The 20362-nt window shown below is 74.4% G+C and carries 17 protein-coding genes; 10 read left to right on the top strand and 7 right to left on the bottom strand.

Going from position 1 to position 20362, the window contains the following annotated elements; translation table 11 throughout:
- Positions 1-60: 60 nt before the first annotated feature.
- Positions 61-1815: a DEDD exonuclease domain-containing protein gene (locus tag ACIBR0_RS04860; RefSeq protein WP_396712721.1), complete on the bottom strand. Its 1755-nt coding sequence runs from the start codon at positions 1813-1815 to the stop codon at positions 61-63.
- A 127-nt stretch (positions 1816-1942) separates the two neighbouring features.
- Between ACIBR0_RS04860 and ACIBR0_RS04865 the strand changes: the two genes are divergently transcribed.
- The 4 genes from ACIBR0_RS04865 to ACIBR0_RS04880 all read left to right on the top strand — a co-directional run bounded on the left by ACIBR0_RS04865 (position 1943) and on the right by ACIBR0_RS04880 (position 6381).
- On the top strand, positions 1943-3421 hold the full coding sequence (locus ACIBR0_RS04865; RefSeq protein WP_396712722.1) for an NYN domain-containing protein: 1479 nt from the start codon (positions 1943-1945) through the stop codon (positions 3419-3421).
- 224 nt (positions 3422-3645) lie between these two features.
- The gene (locus tag ACIBR0_RS04870) at positions 3646-3861 is read left to right on the top strand and encodes a hypothetical protein (protein WP_396712723.1); all 216 of its coding nucleotides are present in this window, start codon (positions 3646-3648) and stop codon (positions 3859-3861) included.
- Between the two features lie 139 nt (positions 3862-4000).
- The gene (locus ACIBR0_RS04875; protein ID WP_396712724.1) at positions 4001-5260 is read left to right on the top strand and encodes a M48 family metallopeptidase; all 1260 of its coding nucleotides are present in this window, start codon (positions 4001-4003) and stop codon (positions 5258-5260) included.
- Positions 5257-6381 (top strand): glycosyltransferase family 4 protein, encoded by a 1125-nt coding sequence (locus ACIBR0_RS04880; protein WP_396712725.1) that lies wholly within the window; start codon positions 5257-5259, stop codon positions 6379-6381. The genes ACIBR0_RS04875 and ACIBR0_RS04880 overlap by 4 nt, the downstream gene beginning before the upstream one ends.
- A 46-nt stretch (positions 6382-6427) precedes the next feature.
- Here the strand turns inward: ACIBR0_RS04880 and ACIBR0_RS04885 are convergent, their stop codons facing one another.
- The 5 genes from ACIBR0_RS04885 to ACIBR0_RS04905 form a co-directional block, all read right to left on the bottom strand.
- Positions 6428-8206 carry a putative bifunctional diguanylate cyclase/phosphodiesterase gene (locus tag ACIBR0_RS04885; protein WP_396712726.1) on the bottom strand — a complete coding sequence of 593 codons (1779 nt, stop codon included), beginning with the start codon at positions 8204-8206 and terminating at the stop codon, positions 6428-6430.
- The gene (locus ACIBR0_RS04890) at positions 8199-9008 is read right to left on the bottom strand and encodes an SAM-dependent methyltransferase (protein WP_396712727.1); all 810 of its coding nucleotides are present in this window, start codon (positions 9006-9008) and stop codon (positions 8199-8201) included. Before ACIBR0_RS04890 ends, ACIBR0_RS04885 begins: the two co-directional genes overlap by 8 nt.
- 143 nt (positions 9009-9151) lie before the next feature.
- Positions 9152-9820, bottom strand: coding sequence for a response regulator transcription factor (locus ACIBR0_RS04895; protein ID WP_007072219.1), 669 nt, complete (start codon positions 9818-9820; stop codon positions 9152-9154).
- 7 nt (positions 9821-9827) lie between these two features.
- Positions 9828-11522, bottom strand: coding sequence for a GAF domain-containing sensor histidine kinase (locus ACIBR0_RS04900; protein WP_357033593.1), 1695 nt, complete (start codon positions 11520-11522; stop codon positions 9828-9830).
- Positions 11523-11536: 14 nt separating this feature from the next.
- A complete protein-coding gene (locus ACIBR0_RS04905) occupies positions 11537-13339 on the bottom strand; it encodes an AMP-dependent synthetase/ligase (RefSeq protein WP_396712728.1) in 1803 nt (600 codons plus the stop codon).
- A 211-nt stretch (positions 13340-13550) separates the two neighbouring features.
- Here ACIBR0_RS04905 and ACIBR0_RS04910 point away from each other — a divergent pair, with 211 nt between their 5' ends.
- From ACIBR0_RS04910 to ACIBR0_RS04935, 6 genes are all read left to right on the top strand, one after another.
- On the top strand, positions 13551-14003 hold the full coding sequence (locus ACIBR0_RS04910) for an SRPBCC family protein (protein WP_396712729.1): 453 nt from the start codon (positions 13551-13553) through the stop codon (positions 14001-14003).
- Between the two features lie 43 nt (positions 14004-14046).
- On the top strand, positions 14047-14703 hold the full coding sequence (locus tag ACIBR0_RS04915; RefSeq protein WP_396712730.1) for a hypothetical protein: 657 nt from the start codon (positions 14047-14049) through the stop codon (positions 14701-14703).
- Between the two features lie 76 nt (positions 14704-14779).
- Positions 14780-15727: an ROK family glucokinase gene (locus ACIBR0_RS04920; RefSeq protein WP_357033601.1), complete on the top strand. Its 948-nt coding sequence runs from the start codon at positions 14780-14782 to the stop codon at positions 15725-15727.
- Between the two features lie 3 nt (positions 15728-15730).
- A complete protein-coding gene (locus ACIBR0_RS04925; RefSeq protein ID WP_396712731.1) occupies positions 15731-16441 on the top strand; it encodes an endonuclease/exonuclease/phosphatase family protein in 711 nt (236 codons plus the stop codon).
- Between the two features lie 93 nt (positions 16442-16534).
- Entirely contained in the window at positions 16535-17941 is a 1407-nt protein-coding gene (locus ACIBR0_RS04930; protein ID WP_396712732.1) for a flavin-containing monooxygenase, read from the top strand.
- 26 nt (positions 17942-17967) lie between these two features.
- Entirely contained in the window at positions 17968-18765 is a 798-nt protein-coding gene (locus ACIBR0_RS04935; protein WP_396712831.1) for an alpha/beta hydrolase, read from the top strand.
- A 42-nt stretch (positions 18766-18807) separates the two neighbouring features.
- Here the strand turns inward: ACIBR0_RS04935 and ACIBR0_RS04940 are convergent, their stop codons facing one another.
- Positions 18808-20226, bottom strand: coding sequence for a trehalose-6-phosphate synthase (locus ACIBR0_RS04940; RefSeq protein ID WP_396712832.1), 1419 nt, complete (start codon positions 20224-20226; stop codon positions 18808-18810).
- Positions 20227-20362 lie beyond the last annotated feature (136 nt).

Consider the following 20362-nt stretch of genomic DNA (forward strand, 5'->3'; position numbering starts at 1 on the left):
GGCAGGACTGCACTTCTCTAACAGCCTAAGCGAGTCGACGTAGTCCGATCGGTCACTTGGTCATGAGCTTTCGGTCGAGAGTTGGTGGCTCGCCGCTCCCTCCGCCTTGCTCAGCAGGGCACGGAAGCGGCCCGCACCGGCCACCGGGGACGCCCAGCCGGACGAGATCTCCACCAGGCGGGTCTCCGGTCTCTCCAACCAGGACAGAATGCGTTCGGTCTCCTCGGCCGAGGCGCTGGGCACCGGGCCGTGGCCCGGGCGGACCGTCTCCGCGGTGGCCCGGATCGCGGCGATCGTCGGTCGCGGGTGGACACCCGGCGGGGACACGCCCGCCCCGGCCAGCCGACCGTGCCGGACCAGCGCCAGCTCCCAGCCGCCCCGGGTGGCCGGCCGGGCGGCGGCCAGCTCGGCGATCCCGGTCAGCGCGGCGAGCCGCTGCATGCGTACCGCCGCGCGCAGCACCGCCGCGAGCCGGGACCGCACCACGGCGGCCTCCTCGTAGCGCTGGCCCCGGGAGAGCACCTCGATGCGGGCCAGCAGGGCGTCGACCACCACCTGTGGATCGTTGGCGGTCGCCGTGCGGAACGGCGCGACGGCGCGGGCGTCGTACTCCTCCGGGGTGATCCGGTGCTCGCAGGGCGCCGGGCAACGACCCAGCTCGGCCAGCGCGCAGGCCGGCGTCTTCGCCCGCAGCGACAGCCGGTGGGTGCACTGCCGCAGCGCCAGAGCGTCGTGGAAGCCGGCCGCGGCCAGCTCCGCCCCCCGACGGGAGGTGAACGGCCCCAGGTAGGCGTCGTCGCCGGGGGAGAGGTTGCGGACCACCGACAGCCGTGGGTACGGCCCGTCGGTCAGCTTCAGCCAGACCACCCGCTCCGGGAACTTCGACCGGCGGTTGTACGGCGGGGCGTGCGCGCCGATCAGCCGCAGCTCCCGGACCTCCGCCTCCAGCGAGTGGGCGCACTCCACCGCCTCCACCCGCTCGGCGGCGGCCAGCATCTCCGAGATGCGGGCCCGCTTCTCGGCCGCGGTGAAGTAGCTGCGCACCCGGGCGGCGATGTCGACCGACGTGCCGACGTAGAGCGGGCGGTCGTCGGCGGCCCGGAAGATGTAGACCCCGGGCACCTTCGGCAGCCCCTCGGCGAGGTGTCGCTTGCGCCGCTGGGTCGGTGTGACCGCCTTCGCGAACTCGATGGCCTCGCCGACGGTGTCCACCCGGTGGCCGCCGAGCCGGGCGATCAGCCCGTGCAGCACGTCGACGGTCGCCTTGGCGTCGTCCAGGGCCCGGTGGGTCGGCTGGGTGGCGGTGCGGAAGTAGGCCGCGAGGGTGCCCAGCTTGCGGTTGGGCACCTCGTCGCGGGTCAGCACCCGGCGGGCCAGCGCGGCGGTGTCCAGCACCCGGGGGTTCGGCCAGCGGTAGCCGTGCTTCGCGCAGGCCGCCTTGAGGAAGCCGACGTCGTAGGGGGCGTTGTGGGCCACCAGGACCGCGTCGGAGACGAACTCCAGGAAGCTCGGCAGCACCTGCTCGATCGGCGGGGCGGGCAGCAGCATGGCCTGGGTGATGCCGGTGAGCACGGTGATGAAGGGCGGGATGGGCACGCCCGGGTTGACCAGGGTGGCGAGCACGCCCAGCTCCTCGCCGCCGCGCACCTTCACCGCGCCGATCTCGGTGATGCCGCCGCCGTCCGGGGCGCCGCCGGTGGTCTCCAGGTCGACCACCACGAACGTCGTCGCGTAGAGCGGCAGTGCCGGATCGACCCCGCTCCCGGCCGGGTCGAGACCGGCCAGCGACTCCTGGACGTACTCCTGTGGTGCCATCGGCGGCACGCTAGCGGTCCGGTCCGACACTCCCGTCCCATGGGCCCCGGATGTCACCACCGGTCTAGGATGAGAGATCGGCTCACTCACCAGGCGGTGGGCCCGGTCGCGGTGGGAGACTTGCCACATGCCCCTCCCCGAGCCGTACGACGACCACCTCCCGCAGGAGGACCTGGTCGCCGCCACGCCCGGGACCGGTGGGGACGCCGCCGAGGGGCTCGACCCGGCGGACCACCCGGGGGTCGGCGTCGACGGCGACCCGACGGACGCATCGGATGAGCCGGTCGAGGTCGCTCCCGAGCCGGAGCCCGTCCTGCCGGAGCCGGTCCGCCAGCGGATCGTGGCGCTCACCGCCGCCGTGCTGCCCGGTCTGCCCGCCGACGAGGTGCCCGTGCCGCTGCGCCGGGTGGCGAAGTTCGCCCCCAACCGGCGGGCCCGCCTCGGCGCACCGGCCATCGCCGCCCAGCTCACCGGCGACCCGCTGTTCCGGCAGCGGATCACCGCCCGGGTGCTGGCCGACGCCGGTGACCTCGGCGCGGCGGTGATGGACGGCACCGCCCCGGCCGCGGCCGACCCCGTCGAGGTGGCCGCCCTGGCCTACCTGGCCCGCCCCCGCGGCTGGCGCGAGCTGATCGAGGCCAGCGGTGCGGCGGTCCGCGCCGAGGCGGACAGCGCGGTGGTGGCCGAGCTGGTCCGGGAGGCCGAGCAGCGTGCCACCCGCGCCGAGCACGACCGGGCGGTGGCCCGCGTCGAGGCGGAGAAGCTCCGCGACGAGGTGGCCCGGGTCCGTGAGGAGCTGGGGCAGCTGCGCGAGGAGAACCGTCAGCTCGGCCGTACGCTGCGCGAGATCCAGGCCCGGGAGCGCAAGGCCACCGAGCTGCTCGCCACCGAGCGGGGCCGGGCCACCCGGGCGGCGGCCGACGCCGACGCCGAGCTGCGCCGCGCGCGGGCCCGGCTCGCCGAGGCGGAGGCGGCGGCGGGTGTGGCGCGGGCCAGCGCCAAGGAGGCCCGCTCCGTCGACGACGCGCGGCTCTGGCTGCTGTTGGAGACCATCGGGCAGGCCGCCGTCGGCCTACGCCGGGAGCTCGCGCTCGAACCGGTGGAGAGGATGCCGGCCGACTTCGTCGCTGACGCCTTCGCCGACCAGTCCACGGCCACGGCGGCCGGCACGGCCGCGCGGGCCCGGGACACCGACGACCCGGCCCGGCTGGACCAGCTGCTCGCCCTGCCGAGGGCGCACCTGGTGGTCGACGGCTACAACGTCACCAAGCGTGGCTTCGGCGAGATGTCCCTCGAACAGCAGCGCAAGCGGCTCATCACGGGCCTGGGCGGGATCGCCGCGCAGACCGGCGACGAGGTCACGGTGGTGTTCGACGGCGCCGAGCGGATGCACGGTCTGCCGCCCGCCCCGCGCGGCGTCCGGGTGCTCTTCTCCCGGAAGGGCGAGACCGCCGACGAGCTGATCCGCCGCCTGGTCCGCGCGGAGCCGTCCGGGCGCCCGGTGGTGGTCGTCTCCTCCGACCGGGAGGTGGCCGACGGCGTACGCCGGCACGGCGCCTACCCGCTCGGCGCCGACTCCCTCCTGCGCCGCCTCTCGCGCTCCTGATCCGGTCCGCGTGCGCCGTTCCGGGAGGTCCTGGTAGGAAATAGTCCCCGGAGGGGCCACTTCTCACCAAGATCTGGATTGAGCCCCTGAACCCCTGATCGGCGGTCCGGTGCTTCCTGTCCGGTTCTGTCGTACCTCGCCGTTAGCGTGCGATGTGACCGACGGTGGTCGGGTGGCGACGGTGCTCGCCTCCCGGTCGCCGCCAGCGCTTCCGAGGGGGCGAGATGCTCATCGACTGCGACCGGTGCGGTATCCGGGGCGACGGCTGTTCCGGCTGTCTGGTGACCGCCCTGCTCGACACGGCCTCCCCGACCGCGGGTCTCGGTGACGCCGAGGCGCGTGCGATCGAGGTGCTCGCCCGGGCCGGCTTCGACGTGGAGGTGCTTCCCGCACCACGCCCGCCGGCCCGGCGCGTCGGCCGCCGTCACCGGGCGGCGTGACCGGGCGGACCGGCTCGTCGCCGGCGGGATCGGCGGTCGCACTACGATGGGCCGGCCAGGCGGGAGGAGCGGGGATGACCGGGGTACGACGGATGGCCGGAGGGCCCGCGCCGGTCGCCGGCACGTGCGGGACGCCCCGGTGAGCCCGCGCGGCTGGGCGGTGCTGACCCTGGCCGGGCTGGTCGTCGCCCTGGTCGTCGCGGCCGCGCTGCTGATCCCGTGGAGCCGGCCACCGGCCCCCCGCGCCGACCAGCTCGCCGCGTTGCGTGACCTCCCCGCCGACCAGGTCGACCGGGGACGGGAGTTCCGCGCCGCGCTGCGCCCCGGCGGCTGGGCGGCCCTCGCGGTCGGCCTGCTGGTGGCGCTCGCGCTCGGCCTGACCCCGCTGGGCAGCCGCCTCGTCGAGCTGGCCGGGCGTCCCCTGGGCGGGCACTGGGCGGCCCAGGCGGTGCTCGGCGGCCTCGCCGTGGTGCTCGTCGCCGACCTGGTGACCCTCCCGTTCGCCGCCTGGCGGCAGTCCGTGCTCACCCGCTACGGGCTGAGCACCAACGGTTGGGGCGGGTGGGCCGTCGACCTGCTCAAGTCGTACGCCGTCAGCGCCGTCATCGGCGCGGTCGCGCTGCTGGGTTTCTACGCTGTCATCCGGCTCGCCCCGCGCTGGTGGTGGGCGTTCGGAGCCGCCGGAGCGGCCGGCCTGGTCGTCGTGCTCTCCTTCGTGCTGCCGGTGCTCGTGGAGCCGGTCTTCAACCGGTTCACCCCGATGGAGCCGGGGCCGCTGCGCAGCGAGCTGACGGCGATGGCCGCCCGGGACGGCGTACCGGTGCGGGACGTGCTGGTGGCCGACGCGTCCCGCCGCACGCGGGCGGTCAACGCGTACGTCTCGGGCCTCGGGCCGACCCGGCGGGTGGTCGTCTACGACACACTGCTGCGCGAGGCCACTCCCGCCGAGGTGACCGCCGTGGTGGCGCACGAGCTGGGGCACGCGAAGGACCGGGACGTCGCCGTCGGCACCCTGACCGGGGCGCTCGGCGCCGCCGCGGCCGTCGTCGCGCTCTACCTGCTCGGCTCGTCCGGCCCGTTGTTGCGGCTGGCCGGCGTCGACTCCGTCGCCGAGCCCCGCGCGTTCCCGCTCCTGCTCGCCCTGGTCGTGGTCGCCGGGCTGGTCTCCGCGCCGGTGCAGGCGCTGATGTCCCGCCGGGTGGAGGCGCGCGCCGACGCGCACGCCCTCGCGCTCACCGGCGACCCCGCCGCCTTCGAGGCGATGCAGCGCCGGCTCGCCGGGATCAACCTCGCCGATCCCGACCCGCCCCGCTGGGAGTACCTCTACTCCGCCAGCCATCCGTCCACCGTCGAGCGGATCGCCGCCGCCCGCGCCTACGCCAGAGGGGTCGGCCGGTGAGCCGGACACTGCTCGTGACGAACGACTTCCCGCCGCGACCCGGCGGGATCCAGTCCTTCGTGCACAACCTGGCCGTCCGCCAGCCCGCCGGCTCCGTGGTCGTCTACGCCTCGTCCTGGCGGGGCGCGGAGAAGTTCGACGCGGACCAGCCCTTCGAGGTGATCCGCGAGCGGACGAAGGTGCTCCTGCCGACCCCGTTGGTGGCGCGGCGGGCGGCGCGACTGGCCCGCGCGTACGACTGCGACACGGTGTGGTTCGGCGCGGCGGCTCCGCTCGGGCTGCTCGCGGCGGGCCTGCGCCGGCGGGCCGGCATCCGCCGGGTCGTCGCACAGACCCACGGGCACGAGGTCGGCTGGGCCGCGCTGCCCGGTGCCCGGAACGCGCTGCGCCGCATCGGCCAGGGCGTGGACGTGACCACCTACCTCGGCGAGTACACCCGGGTCCGGCTGGAGCGGGCGCTGCACGGGGTGACCGAGCTGCACCGGCTCGCGCCCGGCGTCGACACCGAGACCTACCACCCGTCGGTGGACGGCGAGCCGGTCCGGGTACGGCTCGGTCTGGCCGACCGGCCGGTGGTGGTCTGCGTGTCCCGGCTGGTGCCGCGCAAGGGGCAGGACATGCTGATCCGCGCGATGCCGGAGATCCGTCGCCGGGTGCCCGACGCGGCGCTGCTGGTCGTCGGCGGTGGCCCCTACCGGGCCGCGCTGGGGAAGCTGGCCCGCCAGGCCGGCGTGGAGCGGGACGTGGTCTTCACCGGCTCGGTGCCCACCGCCGAGCTGCCCGCCCACTACGCGGCGGGCGACGTGTACGCCATGCCGTGCCGCACCCGCAACGGCGGTCTGGACGTGGAGGGGCTGGGCATCGTCTACCTGGAGGCGTCGGCGACCGGCCTGCCGGTGGTGGCCGGCGACTCCGGCGGCGCCCCGGACGCGGTCCGTGAGGGGGAGACCGGCTACGTGGTGCCGGGCCGGGACGTGGCGGCACTCGCCGGACGGGTCGCGACGCTTCTCGCCGACCGCGACCTCGCCCGTCAGCTCGGCGCGGCCGGGCGGGCGTGGGTCGAGCGCGAGTGGCGCTGGGAAACCCAGGCCAACCGCATGACCATCCTCCTCCAGGCCTGACCTCCGCACCCCCGCCCGGCTCATCCCAGCGGGGTGCGGGGTGCGGTCAGGTCAGGCGGGCGAGGATCTGGTCGGCGGGTTCGGGGCGGCCGAAGTGCCAGCCCTGGCCGGCGTCGCAGCCGATCGCGCGCAGTCGCTCGGCCTGGCCGGCGGTCTCCACGCCCTCGGCCGTGACGGTGAGGTCGAGCGCGTGCGCCAGCGACACCAGGGAGGCCAGGATGCGCTCGTCGGCACGGGTCTCCGGCGACCGCAGGCCGGCCACGAACTCCCCGGCCACCTTCAACTCGGTCACCGGCAGGTCCCGCAGGTAGGCGAGGTTGCAGTAACCGGTGCCGAAGTCGTCGATGGCGATCCGTACGCCGAGGTCGGCCAGCATGCGCAGGGCACGGACCGGCTCCGCTGCGGTGCTCATCATGGTGCTCTCGGTGATCTCCAGCTGGAGCCGTTCCGGCGGCAGGCCGGTGCGCGCCAGCAGGGTCCGGACCTCCTGCACGAGACCGGGGCCGTGCACCTGCCGGACGGCCAGGTTGACGCTGACGAACGGCGCGGGGACACCCGCCGTCGACCAACTGCCCGCCGCCCGGCACGCCTCGGCGAGCACCCAGCCGCCGAGCGGCACGATCAGGCCGGTCTCCTCGGCCAGCGCGATGAAGCTGTCCGGCCGCAGCACGCCCCGCTCGGGATGCCGCCACCGGACCAGCGCCTCCACGCCGAGCACCCGACCGTCGCGCAGCGACGTCAGCGGCTGGTAGTCCAGGTAGAACTCACCCCGGTCGAGGGCCGTGGGGATCGCGGCGGAGAGCGCGTACCGGGCCAGGTCGCGGCGGTCCCGGTCGGCGTCGTACAGCTCCCAACGCCCTCCGCCGGCGGCCTTCGCCCAGTGCAGCGTGCTGTCGGCGGCCCGCATCAGGCCGCCCGGCGACGTGCCGGCGACCTGCCGCTCGACGATGCCGAGGCTCGCCGTGACGGTCAGCTCGTGCGCGTCGATCACGGTCGGCTCCCGCACGGCGGCCAGGGCCGCCTCGGCCACCTCGATCATGTCGCGGGTGCCCGCACTGTGCTCCACCAGCACCACGAACTCGTCCCCGCCGAGCCGGGCGACCAGGTGCCCGTCGAGGGCGCGGTGGAGCCGGTCGCCGACCGCGCGGAGCAGGGCGTCGCCGACCTGGTGCCCGTGCGAATCGTTGATCACCTTGAACCGGTCCAGGTCCAGGAAGCACAGGCCGACGCGGTCGGCGCCCCGCCCCGGCGCGTTGACCGCCGCCGCGAGCCGCTCGGTGAACAGCGCCCGGTTGGGCAGGTCGGTCAGCGGGTCGTGGGTGGCCTGGTGGCGGAAGCGGGCCTCGCTGTCGCGCAGCGCCCGTTCCGCCTGGGACCGCGCGGTCATCGCCGCCCGCCGGATCGACTCCTGCTCGTCCAGCGTCCGGTCGCGCAACGCGCGGGCGTACCCGGTGGCGACCGCCGCCAGCAGCCGGGCCATCCGGTCCTCGACGTCGTCGGCGACCAGCCCGAGGTCGCGGACCAGGCGCAGTTGCAACACCTCGACGGTACGGCCCAGCCCCTCGGCGGACGCGACGTGCGCGGCCACCAGTTCGGCGCCGACCCGTTGGCCGGCCCGCAGGTCGAACGGCTCGGCCAGCAGCGCCGCCGCCAACCGTTCGGTGAGGCCGTGCAGCAGGGCCTCCAACTGCTCCTGCGTCTGGGGCAGGTAGCTGGTGCCGGCGACCGCCTTGGCCCAGGCGTGGGCGAACGTCCACGCGCCGGACGGCTGTCGTGCCGGGGTGGCCGGTGGCGTGGCCACCGTCGCTCCGGGCCGGTCACCCATCGAGCCGCCCGACGCCGCCGATGAAGGCGGACCGCTCGGCGTCCTCGGCCGCGTCCGTGGACTCCGGGCGCCACTGCGGCACCCACACCACGCCGGGCTCGACCAGCTCGAAGCCGTCGAACAGGGCGGTCAGCTCACGGCGGCTGCGGATCCACAGCGGATTGTCGGTCCGCCGGTAGACGGCCTCGGCCTCGGCCCGTTCCGCGCCGGGGCGTCCGTCGGCGCTGGCCTGGGAGAGCACCAGCCAGCTCCCCGGCGCCAGAGCGGACCGGAGCGTACGCAGCAGCTCCGCCGGCCGGTCGTCGTCGGAGACGAAGTGCAGCACCGCCACGACCAGCACCGCCACCGGCTGGTCGAAGTCGATCAGCCGGCGTACCTCCGGGTGGGCCAGGATGCGGTCGGCGTGGCGCAGGTCCTCCTGGACGACGGTGGTCCGGTCGTCGCCGTCGAGGAGTTCCCGGCTGTGCGCCACCGCGACCGGGTCGACGTCGACGTAGACCACGCGGGCGTCCGGCGTGGCGCGCTGGGCGATCTCATGCACGTTCCCGACCGTGGGGATGCCCGATCCGATGTCCAGGAACTGGCGCACCCCCTGGCCGGCGAGGAACTGCACCGCCCGGCGCAGGAAGGCCCGGTTGGCCTGGGCCATCAGGGGCGCCTCCGGCACCGCGGCGACCATGGCCTGCGCCGCCGCCCGGTCGGCGGCGAAGTTGTGCGAGCCGCCGAGGTAGTAGTCGTACATCCGGGCGACGCTGGGGCGCTCGATGTCGATTCCGTCGGGTGCCCACTCCGGACGCTTCATGTCCTCACCCCTTCGCCCAACGCGGAAGCCGCGTCGCCCGGGAGACCATAGCGTGCCTCCGCGCCCGTCGCGTACGCCGGTCGATGAAACGCGACCGCGCCCGCCGAAAGGGCGGGCGCGGTCGGGGAGAACGGTGTCGAGGGTCAGAACTTCGGGGCGTCCGGCGCCTCGAGGAGACCCAGCCGCAGCGCCGTCATCAGCGCCTGCGCCCGGTTGGCCGCGCCGAGCTTCTCGTAGAGCTTCGAGATGTGCGTCTTGGCGGTGGACTCGCTGACGAAGAGCTGCTTGGCGATGCCGGCCACGCTCATGCCGTCGGCGAGCAGCCGCAGGACCTGCCCCTCGCGTGGGGACAGCTGCGGGCCGGACGGCGCGAGCCGGCGCTTCATCGCCTCGGCGAGGTCCGCCGCCGTGAAGGCGCTGGGGGAGGAGGCGGCGTGCCGGGCGGCGGCCACCACCTCGTCGGCCGGCGCGGTCTTCGGCACGAAGGCGCTCGCCCCGGCCTCCAACGCGCCGAAGAGCTGGTCGTCGCCGGCGTACATGGTGAGCACGACGATGCCCATCGAGGCGCTGGACTTGCGCAGCGCCCGGGTGGCCTCCAGGCCGCTGCCGTCGGGCAGCCGCAGGTCCATGATCACCACATCCGGCTGGAGCGCACCGGCCTGGCGTACGCCCTCCGCCGCGGTTGCCGCCTCGCCGACGACCTCGAACTGCCGGTCGCGCTCGAACGCGTGCCGCAGCCCCTTGCGGATCAGGTCGTGATCGTCGACAAGGAGGACCTTGGTGCGGGTGGCCGGTGTCGGACTTGTGGTCATCCTCGGGTTACTCCCCTTCTGCTGCGTCTGCGCTACCGCGCAGGTTATCGCGCCGGGGTGAGGAACCGACCACCACCGCCACGGTCGTGCCGCTCGGGCGCCGCGGCCTGATCTCCAACCGGCCCCGGATACGTTCCGCCCTCTCGGCCATGATCGCAAGACCGTAGTGCCCGTCCGGGCGCTGGTCACCCATCCCGTGACCGTCATCCGACACTTCGATCTGGGCGTACGGGGGGTCCACCTCACAGGTGACCCAGAGGTTCGACGCCCCCGCGTGCTTGCGTGCGTTGGTCACCGCCTCCTGCGCGATGCGCAGGAGTTCGGCCTCGGTGGCGGCGGGCAGCCGGGCGGTGGACTCGTCCAGGGACAGGTGTACGCGCAGGCCGCCGGAGGCGCCGACGGTGCGCGCGTACTCGGCGATCGCGGCGGCCAGGCCGCCGTGCCGGTCCACCTCGCTGCGCAGCTCGAAGAGGCTCAACCGCAGTTCCTGGATCACCCGCGTCACCTCCTGGCGCAGCAGGCGCAGCGACTCCTCGGTCTCGGCGGCGTCGGAGTGCACGGTGGCCAGCGCGTTGTCGATGCCGTAGCCGACCATCACCAGCTCCTGGGCGACCCCGTCGTGGATCTCCCGGGCCAGTCGCTGCCGCTCCTCGTTGGTGGCCAGCGACCGTACCTCGTCGAAGAGCAGCGCCGCCTCCAGCCGCAGCGCCGCCGGGCTGGTCAGGCCGGTCACCCGGGACACCACCGGCGGCGGGTACGCCTGTGCGGCGTCCGCCTCCAGCACCACCAGACCCACCGTGCGGACGCCGGCGACCAGCGGCACGATCAGCGCGGAGACGTCGCTGCCGCGGTGCGTGCGGGACTGTGACCGGGCGGCGGTCTGCGGCTGCTGGCTGGCCCAGGCGTCGGCGATCGCCGAGTCCGCGTCGAGCGTGGTCTCCCAGTCCACCCGGTCCGCGCCGATCTGGGCGAGCACGACCAGCCGGCCGCCGCCACTGGCCGACAGCACGGCACCGCGGTCGGTCGGGGCGACGGTGCGCAGCTCCTCCAGGAGGTGCTCGGAGATGCCGCCCGGGTCGAGGGTGGCGCCGGGCAGCTGGCGGGCGACCGTGCGCAGCTGGGTGAGCAGCCGGGTCGCCTCGGCGTACGGCTGGGGCTTGCCGTCGCCGCGCGCCTGCATCACCCGGTGCAGGGTGCCGGCGGCGTACAGGCCGAGGCCGGCGAGGATCAACCACTGGGCGCACACGGCCAGGTAGCCGATCTCGGTGAGCTGCCGTTCGCCGCCCACCTCGGTGAGGGCTCCCGCCACCAGCAGGGTGGCCGCGGTGACCGCGAGCAGCGCGGTGCCCTCCCGGAACCGGCGGCGCAGCGCGGTGACCGTCACCGGCACCGCCAGGTAGGGCAGCACCGCCGAGGCTCCCAGCCCGCCGATCTCACCGCCGATGGTGGCCACGGCCGCCACCTGGCTGGCGGCCAGCCCGAGCACGACCACCTCGGCGACCCGGCTGAGCGGGCCGAACAGCGGGTGCTCGGGTGCCAGGAGGGCGGGCAGGCCCGCCACCCCCAGCAGCGCGATCCACCACAGCTGGGTGACGTCGTGGGTGGCGAACAGGGTCAGGACGGCGACCAGCGCCAGCATGACCACGCGCGCGGCGGTGGCGAGGGGATGCGGATGTGGCCGGGTGGGCGTCGAGGCGGGCACGTGACGGATCGTAGTCAGCCTCGGTAGATGTCGGCGATTTCCGCCGCGTACGTCTTGTGCACGACCTGCCGCTTGACCTTCAGCGACGGGGTCAGCTCGCCGGTCGCCTCGGTGAAGTCCTGCGGCAGGATCCGGAACACCTTGATCGCCTCGGCCTTGGAGACCGCCTGGTTGGCGGTGTCGACCGCGACCTGGATCTCGGCGCGCAGCCCCTCGTGCTCGCGCAACTTCTCGATCACCGTGTCCGCCGGCAGGCCGGCGGACTCCAGCCACGCCGGCAGCGCCTCCTCGTCGACGGTGACCAGCGCGGCGATGAACGGCTGCCGGTCACCGACGACCACGCACTGGCTGACCAGCGGGTGGACCCGGACCTGGTCCTCCAGCACGGCCGGGGCGACGTTCTTGCCCCCGGCGGTCACGATGATCTCCTTCTTGCGGCCGGTGATGCTGAGGAAGCCGTCGTCGTCGAGGTGCCCCAGGTCGCCGGTGCGGAACCAGCCGTCGCTGCTGATCGCCTCGGCGGTGGCCGCCTCGTTGCGCCAGTAGCCCTGGAAGATCAGGTCACCGGCGATGAGGATCTCGCCGTCGTCGTCGATCCGGATGGTCACGCCGGGCAGCGGCCGGCCGACGGTCCCGATGCGGGTGCCGGTGGGCAGGTTCGCCGCGGCGGCGGGGGAGGTCTCGGTGAGCCCGTAGCCCTCGCAGATCGTCACCCCGATGCCCCGGAAGAAGTGCCCCAGGCGGGCGCCGAGCGGCGCGCCGCCGGAGATGGCGTCGCGGCACCGGCCGCCGAGCGCCGCGCGCAGCTTGCGGTAGACCAGCCTGTCGAAGAGCGCGTGCTGCGCGCGCAGCGCCAGGCCGGGACCGGCCGAGGTCTCCAGGGCCTCGCTGTACGCGATGGCGACCGCCTCGGCCCGGGCGAAGATCTTCCCCTTGCCCGCGGCCTCGGCCTTCTGCTTCGCGCCGTTGTAGACCTTCTCGAAGACCCGGGGCACCGACAGCACGAAGGTCGGCCGGAACTCCTGCAGCTCGGCGACCAGGTTCTTGGTGTCCGAGCAGTGCGCCATGGTGGCCCGGGCCTGCACGACGCCGATCTGGATGAGCCGGGCGAAGGCGTGCGCCAGCGGCAGGAACAGCAGGGTCGAGGCGCCCTCGCCGAAGAGGTTCGGCAGGACGGGCACCGCGTTGGCGATGTCGGCGTACATGTTGCGGTGGGTCAGCACGCAGCCCTTGGGGCGGCCGGTGGTGCCGCTGGTGTAGATGATGGTGGCGACGTCGCCCGCGTGGACGTCCTTGCGCCGCCGCTCGATCTCCGCCGGCTCGACGGCCGCGCCGGCCGCGACCAGCTCGTCCACGCCACCGAGCTCGATCTGCCAGACGTGCTCCAGGTCGGGAAGCCGGTCCCGGACGCCGGCGACCAGGGTGGCATGGGCGGTGGACTCGACGACGCAGGCCACCGCGCCGGAGTCGGCGAGGATCCAGGCGGCCTGCTCGGCGCTGGACGTCTCGTAGATCGGCACGGTCACGGCGCCGGCCGCCCAGATCGCGTAGTCGAGCAGGGTCCACTCGTAGCGGGTGCGGCTCATCAACGCCACCCGCGCGCCGGGCTGCACACCGGCGGCGACCAGCCCGCGGGCCACCGCGACCACCTCGTCGCGGAACTGCCGGCAGGTGACCTCGACCGTGGGGCGGCCGTCGGCGTCCGGGCGGACGAACTGCACCGCGTCCGGGGCGACCTCGGCGTTGTCCCAGACCGGGTCGGTGAGGTTTGCCGCGTCGCCGACGGTGACGATCGGCGGGACGGAGAACTCGCGCACCTGCACTCCTCGTGCTCACGACTGACCGGGCCGGCCGCCACCTGGCAGGGGTCGGCTCTGTCGAAACCTACCCGCCCGCCCCGGCGGGGCGAAGAGGCAGGTTGCCCGAGGGCGCCCGGGCGGACTCGCCGGACGGTGCCGGCGGGGGTGGAAACCGGCGTGCCGGGGGCGGCGCGGCGCGGGCGTGCCGCCCGCCGGGTAGCCTCCCCCCATGGCGGACACCTCCACCCAGTCGATCATCATCGGCGCGCCACCGGAACGGGTGGCGGCGGTCATCTGCGACTTCCCGAGCTACCCCGAGTGGACCGACGCGGTGCAACGGGTGGAGGTGGTCGAGGAGTACGAGGACGGCTACGCCAGCCAGGTCCGGTTCGCCATCGACGCCGGCGTGATGGCCGACGAGTACGTGCTGGCCTACGCGTACGCCGAGGATCTCTCCCGGATCGAGTGGCACCTGGTCGCGCCCTCGAAGATGCAGCGCTCCCAGCAGGGTTCGTACGACCTGGAGGCGAACCCGGACGGCACCACGACGGTGACGTACACGCTGGAGGTCGAGCTGTCGGTGGGGATGCTGGGCATGTTTCGCCGAAAGGCCGAGAAAATGATCATGGATACCGCGTTGAAGCAGCTCAAGCGCCGGGTAGAAGCACCCGGTGCGGCGTAGTGACGCGGCCGGCGGCGCGGACGCCACGGTAGAGGAGCCGACCATGGGGGCAACGGATCCGGGTTCGGCCCGGGAAGAAGCGGAGCGGCTCGTCGCCACCCTGCTGGCAACCGCCCGACTGGCCTCGGCCGGTCCGGGCGCCGGCCCGTGGGGTCCGCTCGGTGGGATCGTGGCGAGTGTCCTCGGTCACAGTGCCGCCCCGGGTGGGTCGGCGACCGGTTCCGCGGGTGGTTTCGCCACCGGCGCGGCCGAATGCAGTGTCTGTCCGCTGTGCCGGGCAATGGCGGCATTGCGCGACCCGAGTCCGGAATTCGCCGAGCGGCTGGCCACCGGAGCGGGCGATCTGGCCGCCGGAGTGGCCAGTCTGCTGCGCGCGTTCGCCCCGACGGAGCAACCTCACCACCCGGCGGACGGGCCGGTGAGCCCCGCCCCGGCCGGCGGTGGGGGTGGCGCCGACGATCACGTGTGGCGCGAGGCCACCCGGAGCGGGCATGATTCTCCGTCGGCGCCGGAGCGGGATGTCTGGTCCGCCGCCACACGCGCGGAGGACCGGGTCGAACCGACCGCCGCCGCCCCGCCCGTCGACGACGCCGGGCCGGTCGCCCCGGCCCAGGTCCGGCCGGCGGCCGACCGTCCCGTGGTGCCCGCCTCACGAGCGCCGGGCGGCGCGGACGGGGACGCATCGGGCGACGGAGCCTGACCACCGGACAATCCGACGTCATCCAGGGCCGGTCTCGGCCGGACGTCGGACAGCACAGCAGAGGGGAGTGGCAGCGGTGACGCTGACCATCGGAGTCGACGTCGGTGGCACGAAGGTCGCCGGCGGTGTCGTGGACGAGACCGGCACGGTCCTCGTGCAGGCCCGACGGGACACTCCCGCCGACGACGTGGCCAAGACCCGCGACGTCATCATCGAGCTGGTCAGCGAGCTGTCCGCCGGCCGTACGGTCAACGCCGTCGGTATCGGCGCGGCCGGCTGGATCGACGCGAGTCGGTCCACCGTGCTCTTCGCCCCGAACCTCGCGTGGCGGGACGAACCCCTGCGGGAGTACGTCAGCGCCGCCGTCGGCCTGCCGGTGATCGTGGAGAACGACGGGAACGTCGCCGCGTGGGCCGAGTTCCGCCACGGCGCGGCGCGCGACGCCGACGACTCGATGATCATGTTCACCATCGGCACCGGTGTGGGCGGCGGCATCGTCCTCGGCGGCGAGCTGGTACGCGGTGCCAACGGCATCGCCGCCGAGCTGGGTCACATGCTCACCGTGCCGGACGGGCACCAGTGCGGCTGCGGGCGGCTCGGCTGCATCGAGCAGTACGCCAGCGGCAGCGCCCTGGTCCGCTTCGCGCGGGCCGCCGCCCGGCAGGAGCCGCACCGCGCCACCGCCCTGCTGGAGCTGGCCGGCGGCGAGGCCGAGGCGATCACCGGCCCCATGGTGACCGCCGCCGCGCAGGGCGGCGACCCGGTCTCCGCCGAGGCGTTCGCGCAGGTCGGCCGCTGGCTGGGCACCAGCCTCGCGGACATGGCGCAGATCCTCGACCCGCAGGTGCTCGTGGTCGGCGGTGGCGTGATCGACGCCGGGGACCTGCTCATGGGCCCGACCCGCCGCTCCTTCACCGACGCGCTGGCCCAGCGCAGCCGGCTGCCGGTGGCCGAGATCCGCCCCGCCGAGCTGGGCAACACCGCCGGCGTCATCGGCGCCGCCGATCTGGCCCGCCGGCTGTAGAGCATGGCGGAGCACACCGACGGCGTGCCGCTGCGCGTCGTCTCGTACAACATCCACAGCCAGCGGGACGACACCGCCGCACTGGCGGCGGTGGTCCGCGCGGCGTCGCCCGACGTCGTCATCGTGCAGGAGGGGCCCCGCCGGTTCCTGTGGCGGCAGAAGGCCGCGGCGCTCGCCGAGTCCTTCGGCCTGGTGGTCGCCGCGGGGGGCCTGCCGTCGCTGGGCAACGTCCTGCTGACCAGCCTGCGGGTCCGCGTCACGGCCACCCGGTGCCGGCGCTTCCCGCTGACCCCGGGCCGGCACCTGCGCGGCGCGGCGTACGCGGACTGCGTGGTCGGCCGGGGCGCCCGGTTCACCCTGGCCGGGTCGCACCTGTCCACCGACCCGTCCGAACGCCCCGGTCAGGCCGCGCTGTTCAAGCGGGACCTGGACGCGGCGACGCTGCCGGTGATCGCGGGGGCCGACCTCAACGAGGGCCCGGACTCCCCGGCGTGGGCGACGGTGGCGGCCGGGTTGACCGACGCGGCCGAGGCGATGGACCGGGCCGACCGGCTCACCTTCTCCTGCGCCAACCCCAGCCGGCGCATCGACGCGCTCTTCGTCGACCCGCGGATCCGGGTCGTCGACTACGACGTGGTGGACACGCCGCAGACCCGCCGGGCCAGCGACCACTTCCCGGTCCTGGTGGACCTGCTGCTGCCCGCCGACGACTGACCGCGCCGCCCCCGCCCGGGCTGGACATCCCGCTCCGATGTGGAGAAGATGCTGCGCGACCGGCACTCGTGCCGCACAAAAGGAGACTCACCGGTGTCCACCTCCCCCGACCACGGCCGGCCCGACCCGGAGACCAGCACGCTCGCACTGACCCCCGACGGACGCCCGATCGCGGACCGGGGCGACACGGTCTGCGTCATCGGCGCCGGGGCCAGCGGGCTCACCGCGGTGAAGAACCTCAAGGAGCACGGCTTCGGCGTCGACTGCTACGAGCGGGAGACCGGCGTCGGCGGCGCGTGGAACTGGCGACACGACCGGAGCCCCGTGTACGGGAGCACCCACCTGATCTCATCCCGGCCCTTCACCCAGTTCCCGGACTTCCCGATGCCGGACGACTGGCCGGACTACCCGCACCACAGCCAGTTGCTGGCGTACTTCGAGCGGTACGCCGACCACTTCGACCTGCGCTCGCACATCTGGTTCGGCACCGAGGTGGTCCGGGTGGAGCCGGTGGCCGGCGACCGGTGGGACGTCACCACCCGCAGCACCGGTGGGTACGGCCCGGAACGCACCTCCCGGTACGCGGCGGTGGTGATCGCCAACGGCCACAACTGGTCGCCGAAGCTGCCCCGGTACGAGGGGCTGGAGGAGTTCCGGGGCGAGGTCATGCACGCCTCCTCCTACAAGGACCCGGCGCAGCTGCGCGGCAAGCGGGTGCTGGTCGTGGGTGCCGGCAACACCGGCTGCGACATCGCCGTCGAGGCCGCCCAGCAGGCGTCGCACTGCTGGCACTCGACCCGACGGGGCTACTGGTACGCGCCGAAGTACGTCCTCGGCCGCCCCGCCGACCAGGTCAACGACGCGCTGCTCGCGCTGCGGGTGCCGCTGCGGGTGCGGCAGTGGCTCTACCACTGGACGCTGCGGCTGACCGTCGGCGACCTGACCCGTTTCGGTCTGCCCAAGCCGGACCACCGGGTGTACGAGACCCACCCGATCGCCAACAGCCAGCTCGTCTACTACGTCGGCCACGGCGAGATCACCCCGGTGCCGGACGTGGCCCGCTTCCACCCGTACGCGGTCGAACTCTCCGACGGCCGCGAGGTCGACCCGGAGCTGGTCGTCTTCGCCACCGGCTACCTGCCCCGCTTCGAGTTCCTCGACCCGAAGATCATCGGTGACGACGGCGGCGCCGGCCGCCCGACGCTGTGGCTCAACGCGTTCGCGCCCGGCCATCCCACCCTCGCGGTGGCCGGCCTGGTGCAGCCGGACTCCGGCATCTTCACGCTCTCGCACTGGCAGACGGTGCTCTTCGCCCGGCTGCTGCGGCTGCGGCGTACCCGCCCGGACCGGGCCGCGGCCTTCGCCGCGAAGGTCGAGGGGCACGCCGGCGAGCGTTACTCCGGTCAGGTCAAGGACAGCAGCCGGCACTGGTTCGAGGTCGGCCACGCCGACTACCTGCGCGCCGTCCAGCGCGCCCTGCACGACCTGGAGGGTAAGTGACCACCGTTTCTCCTCAGGTGCGGATCATGCGCGGCCGGGAGTGGGCCCGCCCGGTCCGTCCGGTCCGGCGCGAGGTGCTCAGCGCGGTGCCGGAGCTGGAGGAGGGGCGTCCGCCGCTGCTCTTCGTACCGGGTTTCGGGCACGGGGCGTGGGCGTTCGCCGAGCACTGGTTGGGTCACGCCGCGTCGCGGGGCTTCGGCGCGCACGCGGTGAGCCTGCGCGGGCACGGCGGCAGCGGCCCCGCGCCGGACGCGACGCTGCGGGCGTACGCCCACGACGTGGTCCAGGTGGCGGCGGGCCTGCCGCGTCAGGCGGTGCTGGTCGGGCACGGCGCCGGGGCCCTGGTGGTCGCGCACGCCCTGGCGCGTTACCCGGCCCGCGCGGCGGTGCTGGTCGCGCCGGTGCTCGGCGGGTGGGCGACGCTCGGCGCGGCGCTGCGCGGCAACCCGCTCGGTACGCTGCCGGCGCTGGTCGGTGGGCCCCTGCGGCTCAACCGCCGTCAGCTGTTCAGCCGCGAGCTGCCCGAGGAGCAGGCCCGGGGCTACGTCTCCCGGCTGGGCCGCGCCGGCCGGCGGGCCCAGTGGCAACTGCTCACCGGCCGGGACCCGGAGCCGCCGGTGGGCGACCCGCCGGTGCTGGTGGTGGGCAGCCCGGACGACCGGGTGGTCCCGGCGGCTGCCCTGACTCGGGCCGCCCGGCGCTTCGGCTCCGCCCCGCTGCTGTTCCCCGGGATGGGGCACGACCTGATGCTCGACGCGCGCTGGCGGGAGCCGGTCGACGCGATCCTCGACTGGCTGGAGAAGGACCCGACGCCGACGGCCTGACCTGCCGCCCGGCGCCGACGGCCTGACCTCCCGCCCGGCGGGTCAGCCGGTCGCGCCGAGGCGGCGGAGCAGGGAACCGCTCTCGTCCAGGGCGGACAGGTAGGAGCGGGCCCAGGCCCGGATGTCGTGTTCGTGGAGGTGGGCCCGCATGGCCCGCATCCGCGCACCGACGTCGTCCGGGCCGGCCCGCAGCGCCGTCAGCAGCCCCTGCTTGAGGCCCTCCAGGTCGTGCGGATTGACCAGGTACGCCTGCGACAGCTCGGCGGCGGCGCCGGCGAACTCGCTGAGCAGCAGGGCGCCGGTGTCGTCCACCCGCGCCGCCACGTACTCCTTGGCCACCAGGTTCATCCCGTCCCGCAGCGGGGTCACCGCCATCACGTCCGCCACCCGGTAGAGCGCGGCCAGCTCGGCGCGGTCGAAGGGCTGGGTCAGGTAGTGGATGGCCGGCTCGCCGACCCGACCGAACTCGCCGTTGATCCGGCCCACCTCGCGCTCCACCCGCTCCCGGAGGATCTGGTACTGCCCGACCCGCTCCCGGCTGGGCACCGCCACCTGCACCAGCACCGTGTCCCGGACCTTGACGTGTCCGCCGGCGAGCAGCTCGCTGTACGCCTTGAGCCGCTGCTCGATGCCCTTGGTGTAGTCCATCCGGTCGACGCTGAGGACGACGTGGTCGGGGCCGCCGAGGTCGTGGCGCAGCCGGCGGGCCCGGTCGGCCACGTCGGGGCGGGCGGCCAGCGCGGCCATCTCGGCGGTGTCGATGGAGACCGGGAAGGCGCCGATGCGCACCACCCGGTCGTCGACGGCGATCCGCCGGTCGGTGGCCGGCAGCTCCAGCACCCGGGCCACGAGCTGGGCGAAGTTGTGCGCGGCCTGGGCCCGCTGGAAGCCGACCAGGTCGGCGCCGAGCATGCCCCGCAGCAGCTCGGCGCGGCGGGGGAGCTGCATGAACAGCTCCGGGGGCGGGAACGGCGCGTGCAGGAAGAAGCCGATGCGCAGGTCCGGTCGCAGGTCGCGGAGCAGGCCCGGCACCAGTTGCAGGTGGTAGTCCTGCACCCAGACCACCGCGCCGTGTCCGGCGACCTCGGCAATCGCCTCGGCGAACCGCTGGTTGACCCGTTGGTACGCCTCCCACCAGCGCCGGTGGTACTCCGGTTGCTCCACGGAGTCGTGGTAGAGCGGCCAGAGGGTCGCGTTGGCGAAGCCCTCATAGTGGTCGCGGAGGTCCTCCGTGCTCAGCGCCACGCTCCGCATGCGGACACCGTCGACGTCGGGCAGGGCGGGCGCCGGGCCGCTGCCGCCGGCCCAGCCGACCCAGGTGGTCGAGGTGTGTGACAGCAGCGTGTGCAGCGCGGTGACCAGGCCGCCGGGGCTGCGGCGCCACTCGCAGGCGCCGTCGGGCGCCACACTGTCGTCGATGGGGAGGCGGTTGGCGACCACTACGAGGGAACTCTGTCGCATCTCGGGCATTCCGATCAGCTGAGGAGTGACCGCCCCAGACGAGGAACAACCGGGCAGTCAGCGGGGGAAGTGACGGGCAGCGGTATTCCTACTGACAGTAAGTTACACCATTGTTACGCCACTGGCCGGGCACGCG

Source organism: Micromonospora sp. NPDC049497 (genome assembly GCF_044465805.1).
GTDB lineage: Bacteria > Actinomycetota > Actinomycetes > Mycobacteriales > Micromonosporaceae > Micromonospora.

Bases quoted from the DNA above. Each gene is read 5' to 3' on its own strand.
- ACIBR0_RS04860 (WP_396712721.1), bottom strand. From the start codon at position 1,815: ATGGCACCACAGGAGTACGTCCAGGAGTCGCTGGCCGGTCTCGACCCG.
- ACIBR0_RS04865 (WP_396712722.1), top strand. From the start codon at position 1,943: ATGCCCCTCCCCGAGCCGTACGACGACCACCTCCCGCAGGAGGACCTG.
- ACIBR0_RS04870 (WP_396712723.1), top strand. From the start codon at position 3,646: ATGCTCATCGACTGCGACCGGTGCGGTATCCGGGGCGACGGCTGTTCC.
- ACIBR0_RS04885 (WP_396712726.1), bottom strand. From the start codon at position 8,206: ATGGGTGACCGGCCCGGAGCGACGGTGGCCACGCCACCGGCCACCCCG.
- ACIBR0_RS04890 (WP_396712727.1), bottom strand. From the start codon at position 9,008: ATGAAGCGTCCGGAGTGGGCACCCGACGGAATCGACATCGAGCGCCCC.
- ACIBR0_RS04895 (WP_007072219.1), bottom strand. From the start codon at position 9,820: ATGACCACAAGTCCGACACCGGCCACCCGCACCAAGGTCCTCCTTGTC.
- ACIBR0_RS04910 (WP_396712729.1), top strand. From the start codon at position 13,551: ATGGCGGACACCTCCACCCAGTCGATCATCATCGGCGCGCCACCGGAA.
- ACIBR0_RS04915 (WP_396712730.1), top strand. From the start codon at position 14,047: ATGGGGGCAACGGATCCGGGTTCGGCCCGGGAAGAAGCGGAGCGGCTC.
- ACIBR0_RS04925 (WP_396712731.1), top strand. From the start codon at position 15,731: ATGGCGGAGCACACCGACGGCGTGCCGCTGCGCGTCGTCTCGTACAAC.
- ACIBR0_RS04935 (WP_396712831.1), top strand. From the start codon at position 17,968: ATGCGCGGCCGGGAGTGGGCCCGCCCGGTCCGTCCGGTCCGGCGCGAG.
- ACIBR0_RS04940 (WP_396712832.1), bottom strand. From the start codon at position 20,226: ATGCGACAGAGTTCCCTCGTAGTGGTCGCCAACCGCCTCCCCATCGAC.